Source organism: Actinosynnema pretiosum, assembly GCF_002354875.1.
Classification (GTDB): domain Bacteria; phylum Actinomycetota; class Actinomycetes; order Mycobacteriales; family Pseudonocardiaceae; genus Actinosynnema; species Actinosynnema auranticum.
Map to the genome: position 1 here is coordinate 761,994 of NZ_CP023445.1, position 15,840 is coordinate 777,833.

The following is a 15,840-nucleotide window of genomic DNA, read 5'->3' on the forward strand; positions in this document are numbered from 1 at the left end:
CACCGGCGCGCGGGCCGGACCCGTGGACGACCGGGGGCGGCAGCCCGTTCGCCTGCCCGGCTGCCGGCCGCCGCCTTCGGCGTTCCGGGAGCACGTGGTCGGGATCGCGGTTCCCCCAGCGGCCTTGTGGTCTCGTCGAGCTCCTGTTCACCGCTCGACGGGGCAGTCGTCCAGCAGCCCGTCGATCCGGCAGCCGTCCTGGGCGAACTCCACCAGCTCCCGGCTCAGGTAGCCCATCACGTCGTACAGGTCCTCGCGCAGCGCGTGCAGCGGCAGGCGCCACACCGGCTCGCCGTGCGAGGTGCGGTTGCGCAGCCGGTGCAGGTTCCCGACCTGGCGCTCGACCAGCTTGCGGTCCTTGCCCGGCAGGTGCGGGAACGCCCGGCGCGCGCTCGGCCACAGCGTGCTCGTGTACCGGGTGGTCAGCAGGTAGCGCCAGAACCCGAACCCGAGCGCGGTCACCAGGTAGTCCCCGGTCACCGGCTTGCCCCACTTGCGCAGGTCGGTCCGCGCCTTCCCGATCGCCTGGTGCGCGGCGGCGTTCAGCTCGCGCGCCGGGTCGTCCCACCACGCCCCCGGCCGCCCGAGCCGCCGGTGCCGCCGCTCCAGCTCCCGCGCCACGCCGTTGCGCAGCGCCACCTCCAGGTGGCCGCCGGTCTCCTGGAACGCCGACGCCACCTGCCCGTTCCACCGGTACAGCCGGGTCGCGAGCCCGACGTCCCCGCCGCAGCGGGCGAGGTAGGGGGCCGTCCTCGGGCCGCTGAACAGGTCGATGAGGGGGTCTCGGGAAATTGCCGCTGCTCCTTCGGGCGGGGTACGTTGGTGGTGGAAACCGCTGACCGGTCCCTGGCTCTCCTCATCCGAGCGGCCACACCGCCGCGGTCGAGGGACACCGAAGGTGCCGCTCCCAGCGGGGGGCGGCACCTTCTTCTTCCCGGCGCTATTCCGGGTCCACTCCGAGGCAATTCGCGGGCCGGGCTCAGGCTCTGGGCGTGGTCTATTGGGAATGCCCCACCCTAGCAGTAGATCAACTCCTCGGTCAAGGTCGCGCAGATTGCGGTGCGGTGAATGTTTCCGCAGGTCAGGATGGCTGTGAGAAATGCTCGGAATGGCCCTTGCGAACCCCCCTTCAATTGAATTGCGCGGATTGCCCAGGGCGGGTGGCGGCAAACCGGGCGAGCGGGCGCCGGACCTTCTTCGCGCTCCGGCGCTAGGGTTGGTCGCATGACGAACCGGCTCGCGTCCGCGACCAGCCCGTACCTGCTCCAGCACGCCGACAACCCGGTGCACTGGTGGGAGTGGAGCCCGGAGGCGTTCGCCGAGGCGCGCGAGCGGGACGTGCCGGTGCTGCTGTCGGTCGGGTACGCCGCCTGCCACTGGTGCCACGTCATGGCGCACGAGTCGTTCGAGGACGCGGAGACCGCCGAGTACCTGAACGCGCACTTCGTCAGCGTCAAGGTCGACCGCGAGGAGCGGCCCGACGTGGACGCGGTCTACATGTCCGTCACCCAGGCGCTCAGCGGCCACGGCGGCTGGCCCATGACCTGCTTCCTCACCCCGGACGGCGAGCCGTTCTACGCGGGCACCTACTACCCGCCGACCCCGCGTCCGGGGATGCCGTCGTTCCGGCAGGTCCTGGAGGCCATCGAGCACGCCTGGCGCGAGCAGGGCGACGAGGTGCGGGCGTCGGCGGCGGGCATCGTCGCCCAGCTCGCCCACACCCCGCTGCCCGAGGCGGCGGTGGACGCGGACGTGCTCGACGGGGCGGTCGTGTCGCTGCTCGGGCACCTGGACCGGGGCAACGGCGGGTTCGGCGGCGCGCCGAAGTTCCCGCCGTCGATGGCGCTGGAGTTCCTGCTGCGCGACCACGAGCGCACCGGGTCCGTGCAGGCGCTGTCCATGGCCCGGCTGACCTGCGACGCGATGGCGTCCGGCGGGATCTACGACCAGCTCGGCGGCGGGTTCGCGCGGTACAGCGTCGACGCGTCCTGGGTGGTGCCGCACTTCGAGAAGATGCTCTACGACAACGCGCTGCTGCTGCGCGCGTACACCCACCTGGCCAGGCTCGTGCCGGACGAGCCGCGCTACCGCGAGGTCGTGGAGGACACCGCGGGGTTCCTGCTGCGCGACCTGCTCACCCCGGAGGGCGGGTTCGCCGCGTCGCTCGACGCGGACACCGGCGGCGTGGAGGGCGCGACGTACGCGTGGACGCCCGAGCAGCTGGTCGAGGTGCTCGGCGAGGAGGACGGGGCGCGGGCCGCGGCGCTGTACGGGGTGACCGAGGAGGGCACGTTCGAGCACGGCACGTCCACGCTGCGGCTGCTGGGCGAGTCCGACCCGGCGCTGAAGGCGGCGCTGCTGGCGGCGCGCGCCGAGCGCGAGCAGCCCGGCCGGGACGACAAGGTGGTGACCTCGTGGAACGGTCTGGCGATCGCGGCGCTGGCCGAGGCGGGGGCCGTGCTGGGCGTGCGGGCGTGGGTGGAGGCGGCGGAGCGCGCCGCGGGGCTGCTGCTGGACCTGCACGTGGTCGACGGCAGGCTGCTGCGCACCTCCCGCGACGGGCGGGCCGGTGGCGCGGCGGGCGTGCTGGAGGACCACGGCTGCCTCGCTGACGGGCTGCTCGCGCTGCACCAGGTGACCGGGACCGCGCGGTGGCTGACGGCGGCGTGCGACGTGCTGGACGTGGCGCTGGCGCGCTTCGCGGGCGACGAGCCGGGCGTCTGGTACGACACGGCCGACGACGCGGAGACCCTGGTCCACCGCCCGGCCGACCCGGCCGACAACGCGAGCCCGTCCGGGGCGTCGTCGCTGGCGGGGGCGCTGCTGACCGCGTCGGCGCTGGGCGCGCCGAGGGCGGGGGAGTACCGGGAGGCTGCCGAGCGGGCGGTGGCGCGCGCGGGGCTGCTGGCGGCGCGGGAGCCGAGGTTCGCCGGGCACTGGCTGAGCGTCGCGGAGGCGCTGGCGATGGGGCCGGTGCAGGTGGCCCTGGTGGGCGGCTCGCCGAGCCTGCTGGCGGCGGCCTGGTCGGGCGTGCACGGCGGCGGCGTGGTGGTCTCCGGCGAGCCGGACACGGCGCCGCTCCTGGCGGACCGGCCGCTGGTGGGCGGGGAGCCCGCGGCGTACGTGTGCCGCGGCTTCGTGTGCGACCGGCCGGTGACGACGGTGGAGGACCTGACGGCGGCGCTGACGTCGCGCTAGCGACCGCGCTCGGGGCCTGGCGCCACGCGCCCAGGCCCCGAGCGCCCTCGGCTACGAGTAGATCGACAACCAGATCGCCACGCAGTGGCAGCTCGCCGCGAGCACCGTCATCGCGTGGAAGAACTCGTGGTAGCCGAACACGTCCGGCCAGAAGTTCGGCCAGCGGGTCGCGTAGAAGACTGCCCCGATCGTGTACATCAGGCCGCCCGCGATGATCAGGGCCACCACGCCCACGCCCGCGTGGGACAGCATGTCCGGCAGGGTGAACACGGCCACCCAGCCGAGGGCGATGTAGATGGGAACGCCCAGCCACCTGGGCGAGTTGGGCCACAGCATCTTCAGCGCCACGCCGCCCAGCGCGCCCAGCCACACGACCCACAGCACGGTGTAGCCCGTGGACGGGGGCATCGCGGTCAGCGCGAACGGGGTGTAGGAGCCCGCGATGAACACGAAGATCATCGAGTGGTCCATGCGCTTCATCCACGTCCGGGCCTTGACGCTCTTCCAGTTCACCCGGTGGTAGAGGGCGCTGACGCCGAACAGGCCCATCAGCGTGATTCCGTACACGGCTGTGGAGTAAGCCGCTTTCGCCGACACGGTTGTCGCCGCCAGGGCGACCAGTGTCGCCGCCATGGCCACCGACACCACGAACGACCAGAGGTGCAGCCAGCCCCGCATCCGGGGGCGCAGCGCCGGAGAGGGCTGCGGGGGAACGGTAGACGCGGTCACCTGAGTGAGGTTACGGGAGCGTAGGTTTACCGGTCAGCACACGGGCGCGTGACCGAAGCCACCCGGCGTACGCTCTTCCAGCGTGGGTCTCCGCGAACGCGTCAAGAACGTCCTCCTCAAGGGCTACGAGTACCGCCTCACCCGCTGGTTGGACGGAAGACAACGACCACGCCACGTCGGCGTGGTGCTCGACGGCAACCGCAGGTGGGCCAAGGAAGCGGGCTTCGACGACGTCGCCCACGGCCACCTCGCGGGTGCGCGCAAGATCCTGGAGCTGCTGAACTGGTGCCGGGACGCCGAGGTCGAGGTGGTCACCCTGTGGCTGCTGTCCACGGACAACCTCACCAGGCCCACCAAGGAGCTCGAACCGCTGCTCGGCATCATCGCCGACATCGTCGACAAGCTGGCCGAGCCCAACAACCCCTGGCAGGTGCGCCACGTCGGCGCGCTCGACATGCTGCCCACCGAGACCGCGGCCCGCCTGTCCGCGGCCTCGCTGCGCACCAGGGGCCGCACGGGGCTCCAGGTCAACGTGGCGGTCGGCTACGGCGGGCGCCAGGAGATCGCCGACGCGGTGCGCAAGCTGCTGCAGAAGCACGCCGAGTCCGGCGGGACGATCGAGGAGCTGGCCGAGGTCCTGGACGTGGACCACATCGCCGAGCACCTCTACACCTCCGGCCAGCCCGACCCGGACCTGCTCATCCGCACCTCGGGCGAGCAGCGGCTGTCCGGGTTCATGCTGTGGCAGTCGGCGCACTCCGAGTTCTGGTTCTGCGAGGCCTACTGGCCCGAGTTCCGCAGGACCGACTTCCTGCGCGCCCTGCGCGACTACGCGATCCGGCACCGCCGCTTCGGCTCCTGAACCCCCGAAGCCCGGAGGTTCGTGGTGCCGGAGCGGGGGAGCGGTCCGGGGAGTGGCCGGGACCGCGCCGGGGTGCGGCTATCCGGGGTGGACCGGGACGGCCCCGGAACCCGGTGGGAGCACCGGGCCCGAGGTCGCCGCTGTCGGCGGCCCGGAAGCGCGTGGGCGGGACCGCGCGGCCTCGGCGGGCTTCCGGGGTCGGCTGAGCGCTTCCGGCGCTCAGCCGGGCAGGATGCCGGTCAGCCCGCCCAGCACGTCGGTCACGCCGTCGAGCGGCGACTCGCCGGTCGCGCCGCCGTCACCGGTGTTGCAGTTGTTCGACGACGGGGCGTCGGCCAGGGGCAGCGGGACCTGGACCAGGTTCACGCTGGTGCCGCACAGGCCGCCCGCGACCTTCGTGTCGGCGCCCACGGCCGCGTCGGCGTCGGCGTTGACGTCGGTGGTGGCGCCGCTCAGCACCGTCACCAGCGGGTCGGCGAACGCGGGCGAGCCGATCATGGTGAGACCGGTCGCGGCGGCCAGCAGGGCAGCGGCCTTCTTCAGCACGGGAACTCCTCGGGAGTGCGGGTGTACCTGCGGTTTCGATCGCGCCGGAAGCTACCGGCGGGCGGAGGGCGCCCCTGACCACTGACACCTTCGTGTGACGCCCTCCCCCAGGCCGGTTCGCCCGTGCGCGTGACCGTGGTGGAACCTCCCCGCCGCTCGTAAGCTCCCCTGCTCATGGACGGCAACCGCCTGGTGCGCGGCTACCTCGCCCTCGGGCTCCGGCTCGACCGGCTCGTCCCCGGACTCGTGGACGCCTACACCGGCGACCAGGGGCTGCGCCGGGCCGTGGCGGACGAGCCGACCCCTGTCCCGGCCGACCTGGCCGCGCAGGCCGCCGGGCTGCGCGCCGAGCTGCCCAGCTCGGACCTCGCGCCCGAGCGCGTCGCCTTCCTGGACGCCCAGCTCACCGCGGCCGAGCAGTCCGCCCGCTCCCTCGACGGCGCCCGCACCTCCTTCGTGGAGGAGGTGCGGGCCTACTTCCAGGTCCGCGTCCACCCCGGCTCCACCGACGCCTACCGGGCCGCGCACGCCGCCCTGGACGAGCTGCTGCCCGGCGACGGCCCGCTGCGGCTGCGCCTGGCCGAGCACCGCGACGCCGACACCGTCCCCCGGCACCGCCTCGCCGACGCCGTCACCGCCCTGTCCGACGCCCTGCGCGCGCGGGTCGCCCCCGACTTCGCGCTGCCGCCGGACGAGGGCGTCGAGCACGAGGTGGTCACCGACCGGCCGTGGAGCGGCTTCACCCACTACCTGGGCGGCAACCGGTCGCGGGTGTCGGTCAACGCCGACATGGGGCACCGCTACGGCACCCTGCCGCACCTGATCGCCCACGAGGCCTACCCCGGCCACCACACCGAGCACTGCCGCCGCACCGCCGCCCTCGTCGACGGCCTCGGCCACGTCGAGCACTCGCTGTTCCTGGTCAACAGCCCCCGCTGCCTGGTGTCCGAGGGCGCGGCCGAGCTGGGCCTGCACCTGGCGGTCGGCCCCGGCTGGGGGCGCTGGGCCGAGGAGGTGCTGGGGGACGTCGGGCTGCGGTTCGACGGCGGGCACGTCGAGCGGGTCGAGTCGGCGCTGTCCGGGCTGCTGACCGTGCGCCAGGACGCCGCGCTGATGCTGCACGACCAGCGGGCCGACCCCGACGACGTGGTCGACTTCCTGCGCCGCTGGCTGCTCGTGCCGCACGAGCGGGCCCGCCAGCTCGTGCGGTTCCTGTCCGACCCGCTGTGGCGGGCCTACACCACGACCTACGTCGAGGGCGTCCGGCTGGTGGGGACCTGGCTGGACCTGCGCCCGCCCGGCGGCCCGCTGGTCGAGCGCTTCCGGCGGCTGCTGGACGAACCGCTCGTGCCGCGCAGCCTGGAGGCCGAGCTGGCCGCGGGGGTGCCCTGGCTACCCCGCAACTCTGCGTAAACCCCCTCACTCGGACCGGTGTCAAGCCGTAGAACTGCGGCTATCACGCAATGTTGCGCCCCGATGACGCTGTCCGGGGGAGCGTAAGCCCCCGACCGCACCATCTTTCCCAGGGTTTGCGCGCAGGTGAAGCTTCCATCTCGCACCCGTTCGGCCGCCCCGAAACGTGGGTTCCACAGGTAGCTTCCGAACTTGCGGGGCGCGTCCACTGCGCTCCGTGCAGGGGAGGTCCCAAACGTGGCGGTTTGCGCGAGGGGGCCGGCACCCGGCCCTCGTGGGGGCGCTGTCCGCTAGCCGGACGGGGCTCATCCACTCGGGACAGTGCCTGGCCCAGCGAGGAGCGGACGCGGGTGCCGCGTTCGTGAGGAGTTGCCGTGAACGCACGACGACCCGCGAGCCGTTCCTCAGGCTCAACGCGCAGCGCGTCCCGGCGCCGCAAGGCGCCCGCCCAGCACACCTACGTCCTCGACACCTCGGTCCTGCTGTCCGACCCGGCGGCGATGACCCGGTTCGCCGAGCACGAGGTCGTCCTCCCGCTGGTCGTGATCAGCGAGCTGGAGGGCAAGCGGCACCACCCGGAGCTGGGGTGGTTCGCCAGGGAGGCGCTGCGGCTGCTCGACGAGGAGCGCCTGCGCCACGGCAGGCTCGACGCCCCGATCGCCGTGGGGGGCCACGGCGGGACGCTGCGCGTCGAGCTGAACCACACCGACCCGGAGGTGCTGCCCGCCGGTTTCCGCACCGACTCCAACGACGCGCGCATCCTCGCCTGCGCGCTCAACCTCGCCGCCGAGGGCGCCGAGGTCACCCTGGTCACCAAGGACATGCCGCTGCGCGTCAAGGCGGGCGCGGTGGGCCTGGCGGCCGAGGAGTACCGGGCGCACGACGTCACGCTCTCCGGGTTCACCGGCATGTCCGACGTGGACGTCGACCAGTCCCTCGTGGACGCCCTCTACCGGGACGGCTCGGTCGACCCGGCCGAGCACGACCTCGCGGAGCTGGCCGAGCTGCCCTGCCACAGCGGCCTGCGGCTGCTCGCGGGCAGCTCCAGCGCGCTGGGCCGGGTCACCGCCGACAAGCAGGTCCGGCTGGTGCGCGGCGACCGCGAGGCGTTCGGGCTGCACGGCCGGTCCGCGGAGCAGCGCGTCGCGCTCGACCTGCTGCTGGACAACGAGGTCGGCATCGTCTCGCTGGGCGGCCGGGCGGGCACCGGCAAGTCGGCGCTCGCGCTGTGCGCGGGACTGGAAGCGGTCATGGAGCGCAACCAGCACCGCAAGATCGTCGTGTTCCGGCCGCTGTACGCGGTCGGCGGCCAGGAGCTCGGCTACCTGCCCGGCTCCGAGACCGAGAAGATGCAGCCCTGGGCGCAGGCGGTGTTCGACACCCTCGGCGCGCTGGTCAGCCAGGACGTCCTGGAAGAGGTCATGGACCGGGGGATGCTGGAGGTCCTGCCGCTGACCCACATCCGGGGACGGTCCCTGCACGACTCATTCGTCATCGTCGACGAGGCGCAGTCGCTGGAGCGGAACGTCCTGCTGACCGTGCTGTCCCGGCTCGGGGCCAACTCGCGGGTGGTGCTCACCCACGACGTCGCGCAGCGCGACAACCTGCGCGTCGGGCGGCACGACGGCGTCGCGGCCGTGATCGAGAAGCTCAAGGGCCACCCGCTGTTCGCGCACGTCACGCTGACCCGCTCGGAGCGCTCGCCGATCGCCGCGCTGGTCACCGAGATGCTGGAGGACTACTCGTCCTGACCGGGGGCCGACCGCCGGGCCCGACCGGGGCCTCCCGCGCCGCGCGGGAGGCCCCGGTCCCGGCCTGCGACCGGTGGTGGCGAGCGGTCACCAGCCCGAGGGGAGCGGCCTGCCCTCGGCGAAGCCCGCCGCCGACTGCACGCCCAGCACGGCGCGCGCGTGGAACTCCTCCAGGGTCGTCGCGCCCGCGTAGGTGCACGCCGACCGCACGCCCGAGGTGATCGAGTCCAGCAGGTCCTCGACGCCCGGCCTGGTCGGGTCCAGGCGCATCCGGGAGGACGAGATGCCCTCCTCGAACAGCCCCTTGCGGGCCCGGTCGAACGCGCTGTCCGTGCGGGTCCGCGCGCTCACGGCCCGCTTCGACGCCATGCCGAACGACTCCTTGTAGAGCCTGCCCGCCTCGTCCCGCTGCAGGTCGCCGGGCGACTCGTAGGTGCCCGCGAACCACGAGCCGACCATGACGCTGGCCGCGCCCGCCGCCAGCGCGAGGGCCACGTCGCGCGGGTGCCGCACGCCGCCGTCCGCCCACACGTGCTTGCCCAGCTCGCGGGCCTGCGCGGCGCACTCGGCCACCGCCGAGAACTGCGGGCGGCCCACGCCGGTCATCATGCGGGTGGTGCACATCGCGCCGGGGCCGACCCCGACCTTGATCACGTCCGCGCCTGCCTCGACCAGGTCGCGCACGCCCTCGGCGGTCACCACGTTGCCCGCCACCACCGGCACGCCCGGCGACAGCGCCCGGACCGCCTTCAGCGCGGTCAGCATCTTCTCCTGGTGCCCGTGCGCGGTGTCCACGACCAGCGCGTCCACCCCGGACGCCAGCAGCGCCTCGGCCTTCGCCGCCACGTCGCCGTTCACGCCGACGGCGGCGGTCACCCTGAGCCTGCCGCTCGCGTCCAGCGCGGGCTGGTACACCTCGGCGCGCAGCGCGCCCAGGCCGGTCATGATGCCCTTGAGCCTGCCGTCGCCGTCCACGCCCAGCGCGGCCCGGTGAGCGCCCAGCCGCTCGAACACCTCGCGCGGCGCGGTGTCCAGCGGCAGCACGAGCACGTCGTGGTCGGCCACCTCGCTCAGCCGGGTGAACCGGTCGACGCCGCCCAGCGCGTGCTCGTCCACGGTGCCCACCGGGCGCCCGTCCGGTCCGACCACCACGACGGTGCCGTGGGCGCGCTTGTGCAGCAGGTTGAACGCGTCCGCGACCGAGTCGTTCGGGGACAGCACCAGCGGCGTGTCCCACACCGGGTGCCGCTCCTTGACCCAGGACACGATCTCGGCCACCGCCTCGGGGGCCACGTCCTGGGGCAGCACGACCAGGCCGCCGCGCCTGGCCATCGTCTCCGCCATGCGGCGGCCCGCGACGGCGGTCATGTTGGCCACGACCACGGGGATCGTGGCGCCCGTGCCGTCGGAGGTGGAGAGGTCGACCCCGAACCGGGAGTCCACGGCGGAGCGGCCGGGGACCAGGAAGACGTCGTCGTAGGTCAGGTCGTTGGCGGGCTGGTGCCCTTCGATGAATCGCACGTTGAGGTGACACTACCCGTGGTCACCGGCGGTGTCCTGCGATCGGGGGCCCGCGGCGGTGGGCTCTCGGGGGTCAAGGGGGGTGGCGCCCGCCGCACCACCCGGCGCCGCGCGCTCGGGCAGCATCGCCCGGACCGCGTCGAGGGTGTCGGCCTCGGCGGCGGTCTTGTCCGGCCGGTACCGCACCACCCGCGCGAACCGCAGCGCCACCCCGCCGGGGTAGCGGTGGCTGACCTGCGCGCCGTCCAGCTCGATCTCCACCACCAGCTCCGGCCGCACCCGCACCACCCACTCGCCGCGCTCCTCGGCGATCGCGAGCAGCGCCTGCGTCTGCCACGCCAGCAGCTCGTCCGTGAGCCCCTTGAACGTCTTGCCGACCATGACCGGCGGCCCGCCGTCCGCGTCGCGCGCCCCGAGGTGCAGGTTGGACAGCAACCCCTCGCGCCGCCCGCTGCCCCACTCGACCGCGAGCACCACCAGGTCGAGCGTGTGCACGGGCTTGACCTTCCGCCACGCCTTGCCGCGCCGCCCGGCCGCGTAGGGCGCGTCGAGGTCCTTGACCACCACGCCCTCGTGCCCGCCGTCCAGCGCGTCCCGCAGCACCCCGGCGGCGCTCTCCGGCGTCGCGTCGGCGACCCCCGGCACCACGTGCCGCCCGGCCGCCGACCGCAGCGCCGCGAGCCGCTCGCGCAGCGGCCGGTCCAGCAGGTCGTCGCCGTCCAGGTGCAGGCAGTCGAAGAAGAACGGGCTGAGCAGCAGCTCCCGCTCGTCCTGCGCGCCGAACCGGCTCATCGTCTCCTGGAACGGCCTCGGCTTGCCGTCGTCGCGCAGCGCCAGCGTCTCCCCGTCCAGCACCACCGACCGGCAGGGCAGCCCGCGCACCAGCTCGACCAGCTCCGGCACGGTCCCGGTGATCTCGCGCAGGGTCCGGGTGAACACCCGCACCCCGTCGCCGTCCCGGTGCACCTGGATGCGCGCCCCGTCCAGCTTGTGCTCCACCACGACCGGGCCCGACCCGGCCAGCGCGTCCTCCAGCGACTCGGCGGGCGAGGCCAGCATCGGCCGCACCGGGCGGCCCACCTCCAGCCGGAACCGGGCCAGCCCGTCCACCCCGTCGCGCAGCGCCGCCGCCGCGGTCGCGGGCAGCTCGCCGGACAGCATGAACGCCCGCCGCACCGCCTCGCCGGGCACCCCGGCAGCCCGCGCCACGGCGTCCAGCATCACGCCCTCCAGCGCGCCCTGCCGCAGCTCGCCGGTCAGCAGCCGCTTGAGGAAGTCCTGCTCCTCGGCCGTCGCCCCGGCGAACAGGGCCGCCAGCAGCGCGGCCCGGCGCGCGGCGCTGCCCTTCCCAGACTCGGCGGCGAACTCGCCCAGCGCCCCGTCCACGTCGGACACCCGCAGCGACGCCTCGTCGGCGGGCGGGGCCGCCAGCTGCCGCGCGGTGCGGAACCCGGCGCCGATCCGGCCCTGCCGGGGCACGCCCACCAGGAACGACACCACAGCTTCAGCGTCCCCGGCGGCCCCGGTGTCCTCGACCCCGCGCAGCAGCCCGGCCAGCGCCGACACCTTCGCCAGCCGGGAGCGGGTCGACCCCACCTCGGCGGACACCTCGACCACCCGTGAGAACAGCACGGGCTGATCGTGCCCCGGATCACCGGCCCCCGCCGATCACGGACGCGACCGGGGGACGGGGCCGCCGCACCCGTCCCCCGCCGACCCGCCCGCCGAGGGGCTCAGCGGTCGTTGCGCGCCATCCGCACCACGTCCAGCGCCGCGTCCAGCTGCTCCTCGCTGAGCTTGCCCGGCACGTGCCCGCGCTCCAGCACCACCTGCCGGATCGTCTTGCGCTCGGCCAGCGACTGCTTCGCGATCGACGCCGCCTCCTCGTAGCCGAGGTGCTTGTTCAGCGGCGTCACGATCGACGGCGAGGACTCGGCGTACTCGCGCATCCGGTCCGCGTCCGGCTCGACGCCCCTGACCACCTTGTCCGCGAGCAGCCGCGCCACCGCCGCCAGCAGGCGCGCCGACTCCAGCACGTTCCGCGCGATCACCGGCAGCATCACGTTGAGCTGGAAGTTGCCCTGGGTCCCGGCGAACGCCACCGCCGCGTCGTTGCCGATCACCTGCGCCACCGCCATCATCGTGGCCTCCGGGATCACCGGGTTGACCTTGCCCGGCATGATCGACGACCCCGGCTGCAGGTCCGGCAGCGCCAGCTCGCCCAGCCCCGCGCGCGGGCCCGAGCCCATCCAGCGCAGGTCGTTCGCGATCTTGTAGATGCCCACCGCGGTGGCCCGCAGCTGCCCGGACACCTCCACCACCCCGTCCTGGGTGGCCTGCGCCTCGAAGTGGTCCTCCGCCTCGGTCAGCGGCAGCCCGGTCACCCGCGCCAGCTCCTCGGAGACCGCCGCGCCGAAGCCCTCCGGCGCGTTCAGCCCGCTGCCCACCGCCGTGCCGCCGATCGGCAGCTGCGCCAGCCTGGGCAGGCTGTCCCGCAACCGCGCCACCCCGTTGGCCACCTGGGTCGCCCACGCCCGCGCCTCGTCGCCGAGCAGCACGGGCACCGCGTCCATCAGGTGCGTGCGCCCGGACTTGACGATCCCGGCCCAGTCCGCCGCCCGCGCGCCCAGCGCGTCCCGCAGGTGCTCCAGCGCCGGGAGCACGTCGTTCGCGACCGCCTCCGTCGCGGCTACCCGAAGCGTCGTGGGGAAGGTGTCGTTGGACGACTGGGAGGCGTTGACGTGGTCGTTCGGGTGAACCTCGCGGCCGAGCGCGCGCGACGCCAGGGTCGCGATCACCTCGTTCGCGTTCATGTTCGACGACGTGCCCGACCCGGTCTGGAACACGTCCACCGGGAAGTGCCCGTCGTGCTCGCCCGCCGCGACCTCGTCCGCCGCCGCCGCGATCGCCTCCGCGACCTCGGGCTCCAGCACGCCCAACCGCCCGTTGACCCGCGCGGCAGCCGCCTTCAGCAGCCCGAGCGCCCGGATCTGCGAGCGCTCCAGGCCGCGCCCCGAGATCGGGAAGTTCTCCACCGCCCGCTGCGTCTGCGCCCGCCACAGCGCGTGCGCGGGCACCCGGACCTCACCCATCGTGTCGTGCTCGACGCGGTACTCCTGACCATCCATGCCACCGAGTCTGGCCCCGCAGCGGGGGATGGGCACGGTGGTCGAGGACACCTAGGGTCGGGGGAATGGACCTCGATGTCGATCTGCTGGTCGTCGGAGCGGGACCCACCGGACTCTTCGCGGCCTACTACGCCGGGTTCCGCGACCTGGCCACCGCCGTGGTGGACGCGCTGCCCGAACCGGGCGGGCAGATCACCGCCATGTACCCGGAGAAGATGATCCTCGACGTCGCGGGCTTCCCCGCCGTGCGCGGCCGGGACCTGGTCGACGCGCTGGTCACCCAGGCCGGGCAGTGGAACCCGACCTACCTGCTGGGCCGCCAGGCCCGCACGCTCGCCCCGGTCGACGGGAAGCTGCACGTGGGGCTGGCCGACGGGGCCACCGTGCGCGCGGGCGCGGTGCTGCTCACGGCGGGCATCGGCGAGTTCAAGCCGAGGCCGCTCGTCGCGGGGGAGGGCTGGCTCGGGCGGGGGCTGGTGCACTTCGTGCCCGCGCTGGACGCGCACGTCGGGCAGGACGTCGTGGTCGTCGGCGGCGGCGACTCGGCGTTCGACTGGGCGCTCGCGCTCGCACCGATCGCGGGCAGCGTCACCGTCGTGCACCGCCGCGCCACGTTCCGCGCGCACCCGCCGACCGTGCGGCAGGTCCGCGACCTGGGCGTGCGGATCATCACGGACGCGCAGGTCACCCGGATCGGCGGGGACGGGCGGGTCGCCGAGGTCGAGGTCGACGTCAAGGACTCCGGCAGCGAGGTGCTGCCCGCGCAGACCGTGGTGGCGGCGCTGGGCTTCACCGCGGACCTGGGGCCGATCGAGTCGTGGGGGCTGGAGCTGGACCACCGGGCGGTCGTGGTCGACCAGACCATGCGCACCGCGCTCGACGGGGTCTACGCGGCCGGGGACGTCGCCACCTACCCCGGCAAGGTCAAGCTGATCGCGACCGGGTTCGGCGAGGCGGCCACGGCGGTCAACAACATCGCGGTCGCGCTCGACCCGGACGCGCACCTGTTCCCCGGCCACTCCAGCGACGCCAAGTAAGGACCCGCCAGGTAAGGACCCGCCAGGTAAGAACCCCAGGAACGCCGGGCGGGGCCGGGGGACGACCCGACACCCTCGGGTCGTCCCCCGGCCCCGCCCGCATCCGGACAGGCGGCCCCGGTCAGGGCACCACCTGCACCTGCTCACCGGGGAACAGGTTGTCGAAGAACACCACCGACGCGTCGGGCCCCAGGTGCACGCACCCGTGCGACTGGTCGGTCAGGCTGCCCTCGTGGAAGGCGATGCCGTCAGCGGTGAAGTACACCGAGTTGGGCATCGGCGCGTTGTAGGGGACGCTCCAGTCGTCCTTCACCTTGCGCAGCACCGGGAAGGTGCCGACGGGCGTCTCGTAGCCCGGCCTCCCGGTGGTGATCGGCACGGGGCCGTAGCTCGCGCCGCCGTCGTAGACCAACCAGGCCTGGTTGGTCGACAGCTGGACGCACGCCCCGTTCTGGACGCCGCCGCACGGCGTCCCGGACGCCGCCGAGGCCGGAGCCGCGAGACCGAGCGTCAGAGCGGTCGCGGCCAGTGCGGTGCCGAGGATCCTCTTCTTCATCTCGAAATCACCCCTCGCGCTCCGATTACCCCCTGGAATCCGCGACCAACCCCTGAAAAGACCAGTGGCCCACCCCCGACCTGCGGGAATGGGCCACTGGAAGTAATCGTCACTGCTCCCTGCGGGCGTCACTCAGCCACCCGCGGGGGTGAGGTCCGGGAACGGTCAGACCGTCCCCGCGTACCCGCTGATCCAGGTCCGGAACGCCGGGACGTCCACGTAGATCGACGGGCCGGTCGCGCAGGTGGAGTTGTTGTTGCCCGCGCGGCTGGTCGCGCCGATCAGCTGCCAGGCGCCGCCCACGGACTTGATCTGCGGGCCGCCCGAGTCGCCGTAGCAGGCGCCCTTGTTGCCGCCGGGGTTGTTCGTGCAGATCTCGTACGCGCCGTAGATGCCCGAGCAGCTGCCGTCCGACACGATCGAGGTGTTCAGCTCCTGCAGGGTGGTCGGCGCGCCGCAGCCGCCCGCCGGGGCGCAGGTCTGGCCCCAGCCGATGATGCGGGTGGCGGTGCCGGTCGCGCCCGAGGTGGAGGCGACGGTGATCGGGGCCTGGGTCACCGAGGTGGCCAGGCGCACCAGCGCCAGGTCGTAGCTCGGGTGCGTCACGACCTGCGCGCCGGTGGCGACGGTGCCGCCGCTGGTGCGGTTGGTGGTGCCGACCCGCGCGCGGATCGAGCTCGCGGACGTGCCCTGCACGCAGTGCTTGGCCGTCACCACCCAGTTGGCCTTGATCAGCGAGCCGCCGCAGAAGTGGCTGCCCGAGCTGCTCTGCAGGGACACCATGAACGAGTACGTCTGGGTGGCGTTGCCGCCGCCCACGATGGCCGGGGTCAGGTCCGGCTCGGTGGGCGCGGCCTGGGCGCCGCCGACCGTCGCCAGCGCGGTGCCGACCGCGACGGCGAGCGCCGTGAACAGGGTGCGAATCCTCATCGCTCTTCCTCCCCGCCGCCCGCGCAGGGGTGCGGGCGGCCAGGTCGGAAACGTAAGGACTGGGCACCGGGCGCGACTACCTACGGACGGACGGTAGCCGCGCCTTGACCGTTGACAGCTCCAGGGGGTGACCCCGGTCACCCGCCGGTGTCACCCCCGGCGCGCCTCG

The 15,840-nt window shown here is 73.9% G+C and carries 13 protein-coding genes; 5 read left to right on the forward strand and 8 right to left on the reverse strand.

Annotated elements, in window-relative coordinates; genetic code table 11:
• Window positions 1-147 precede the first annotated feature (147 nt).
• Window positions 148-678: a hypothetical protein gene (locus tag CNX65_RS03540; RefSeq protein ID WP_096491483.1), complete on the reverse strand. Its 531-nt coding sequence runs from the start codon at window positions 676-678 to the stop codon at window positions 148-150.
• A gap of 546 nt (window positions 679-1,224) precedes the next feature.
• Between CNX65_RS03540 and CNX65_RS03545 the strand changes: the two genes are divergently transcribed.
• The gene (locus CNX65_RS03545; RefSeq protein ID WP_096491484.1) at window positions 1,225-3,198 is read left to right on the forward strand and encodes a thioredoxin domain-containing protein; all 1,974 of its coding nucleotides are present in this window, start codon (window positions 1,225-1,227) and stop codon (window positions 3,196-3,198) included.
• 51 nt (window positions 3,199-3,249) lie between these two features.
• On the opposite strand, the gene trhA is transcribed toward CNX65_RS03545, so the two are convergent.
• Window positions 3,250-3,876, reverse strand: coding sequence for a PAQR family membrane homeostasis protein TrhA (gene trhA, locus CNX65_RS03550; protein ID WP_096491485.1), 627 nt, complete (start codon window positions 3,874-3,876; stop codon window positions 3,250-3,252).
• A gap of 133 nt (window positions 3,877-4,009) precedes the next feature.
• Between trhA and CNX65_RS03555 the strand changes: the two genes are divergently transcribed.
• Window positions 4,010-4,789: an isoprenyl transferase gene (locus CNX65_RS03555; protein WP_096491486.1), complete on the forward strand. Its 780-nt coding sequence runs from the start codon at window positions 4,010-4,012 to the stop codon at window positions 4,787-4,789.
• Window positions 4,790-5,008: 219 nt separating this feature from the next.
• On the opposite strand, the gene CNX65_RS03560 is transcribed toward CNX65_RS03555, so the two are convergent.
• Window positions 5,009-5,335, reverse strand: a complete 327-nt coding sequence (locus CNX65_RS03560; protein ID WP_096491487.1) for a hypothetical protein — start codon at window positions 5,333-5,335, stop codon at window positions 5,009-5,011.
• 174 nt (window positions 5,336-5,509) lie between these two features.
• Here CNX65_RS03560 and CNX65_RS03565 point away from each other — a divergent pair, with 174 nt between their 5' ends.
• Together CNX65_RS03565 and CNX65_RS03570 are read left to right on the forward strand one after the other, a co-directional pair.
• Window positions 5,510-6,748, forward strand: a complete 1,239-nt coding sequence (locus CNX65_RS03565) for a DUF885 domain-containing protein (RefSeq protein ID WP_096491488.1) — start codon at window positions 5,510-5,512, stop codon at window positions 6,746-6,748.
• A 500-nt stretch (window positions 6,749-7,248) separates the two neighbouring features.
• The gene (locus CNX65_RS03570; RefSeq protein WP_218181503.1) at window positions 7,249-8,499 is read left to right on the forward strand and encodes a PhoH family protein; all 1,251 of its coding nucleotides are present in this window, start codon (window positions 7,249-7,251) and stop codon (window positions 8,497-8,499) included.
• A gap of 87 nt (window positions 8,500-8,586) precedes the next feature.
• On the opposite strand, the gene CNX65_RS03575 is transcribed toward CNX65_RS03570, so the two are convergent.
• The 3 genes from CNX65_RS03575 to CNX65_RS03585 all read right to left on the reverse strand — a co-directional run bounded on the left by CNX65_RS03575 (window position 8,587) and on the right by CNX65_RS03585 (window position 13,148).
• On the reverse strand, window positions 8,587-10,020 hold the full coding sequence (locus CNX65_RS03575) for a GuaB1 family IMP dehydrogenase-related protein (RefSeq protein WP_096491490.1): 1,434 nt from the start codon (window positions 10,018-10,020) through the stop codon (window positions 8,587-8,589).
• Between the two features lie 12 nt (window positions 10,021-10,032).
• Window positions 10,033-11,652: an ATP-dependent DNA ligase gene (locus tag CNX65_RS03580; RefSeq protein ID WP_096491491.1), complete on the reverse strand. Its 1,620-nt coding sequence runs from the start codon at window positions 11,650-11,652 to the stop codon at window positions 10,033-10,035.
• Window positions 11,653-11,753: 101 nt separating this feature from the next.
• Window positions 11,754-13,148, reverse strand: coding sequence for a class II fumarate hydratase (locus tag CNX65_RS03585; protein ID WP_096497590.1), 1,395 nt, complete (start codon window positions 13,146-13,148; stop codon window positions 11,754-11,756).
• A 65-nt stretch (window positions 13,149-13,213) separates the two neighbouring features.
• On the opposite strand from CNX65_RS03585, the gene CNX65_RS03590 reads away from it, so the two are divergent.
• Window positions 13,214-14,185: an NAD(P)/FAD-dependent oxidoreductase gene (locus CNX65_RS03590; protein WP_096491492.1), complete on the forward strand. Its 972-nt coding sequence runs from the start codon at window positions 13,214-13,216 to the stop codon at window positions 14,183-14,185.
• A 121-nt stretch (window positions 14,186-14,306) separates the two neighbouring features.
• Here the strand turns inward: CNX65_RS03590 and CNX65_RS03595 are convergent, their stop codons facing one another.
• Window positions 14,307-14,741, reverse strand: a complete 435-nt coding sequence (locus tag CNX65_RS03595) for a L,D-transpeptidase (protein ID WP_096491493.1) — start codon at window positions 14,739-14,741, stop codon at window positions 14,307-14,309.
• A 165-nt stretch (window positions 14,742-14,906) separates the two neighbouring features.
• Complete coding sequence (locus tag CNX65_RS03600; RefSeq protein ID WP_096491494.1) at window positions 14,907-15,671, reverse strand: S1 family peptidase; 765 nt, start codon at window positions 15,669-15,671, stop codon at window positions 14,907-14,909.
• Window positions 15,672-15,840 lie beyond the last annotated feature (169 nt).